Annotated in this window: 1 pseudogene; it reads right to left on the minus strand. The window is 80.8% G+C overall.

Annotation, left to right across the window (positions count from 1 at the left end):
• Positions 1–744 (minus strand): annotated as a pseudogene (locus ACFOVU_RS26900) (chromosome segregation protein SMC); the annotation flags it as partial.

A 744-nucleotide genomic window follows, 5' to 3' on the forward strand; every position in this document is an offset into this window, starting at 1 on the left:
GGTGCGCACCGCCAGCCGCCCCTCCATCTCGGCGGAGCGGGCGGCCGCCGCGCTCTCGGCGAGGGCGTCGCGCCGCTCGGTGTCGGGCTCGCCGTCGTCGACCGGCTCGGCCTCGGCTTCGGCGAGCCGCCGCTCCAGGTCGGCGAGGGTGTCGAGGTCGCTGGTGCGCCCGGCGGCCGCCTTGGCCGCCGCGGCGGTGTAGCGCTCGACCTCGGCGGCGGCCGAACGCGCCTGCCCGCCGAGCTTGCCGACCTGCTGGGCGATCTCGTTGCGGCGCTTGTCGGCGGCGCGGCGGCGGGCGGTGATCTCCTCGACGGCGCCCGCGGCCCCGGCCCGCTCCTGCTTGGCCTCGGCGAGGTCGGCGGCGGCCCGCTTGCCGGCCGCCGCGGCCTCCGCCAGGCTCTCGGCGGCCTCGTCGACCGCGGCCTGCACCTCCAGCAGGCTGGGGGCCGACGACGATCCGCCGCGCACGAGCACGGCGCCGAACACGTCGCCGTCGCGGGTCACCGCGCGCAGGCCGGGGCGGCCCTCGATGGCGCGGGCGGCCTCGCCGGCGTCGGCGACCAGCAGGATACGGTCCAGCAGCGCGGCCACAGCGGGCGCCAGGTGCGCGGGCGGGGTGACGGCGTCGGCGGCATAGCGCAGCCCCGCGGGTGGCGCGGGCCAGGTCTCGCGAGGCGGGGCGTCGGTCGCCGCGGCGGCCACGACGATCGCGGCGCGGCCGGCGTCGTCGCTGCGGAGCAG

The sequence above is a fragment of the Nocardiopsis sediminis genome (assembly GCF_042650565.1).
GTDB lineage: Bacteria > Actinomycetota > Actinomycetes > Streptosporangiales > Streptosporangiaceae > Nocardiopsis_B > Nocardiopsis_B sediminis.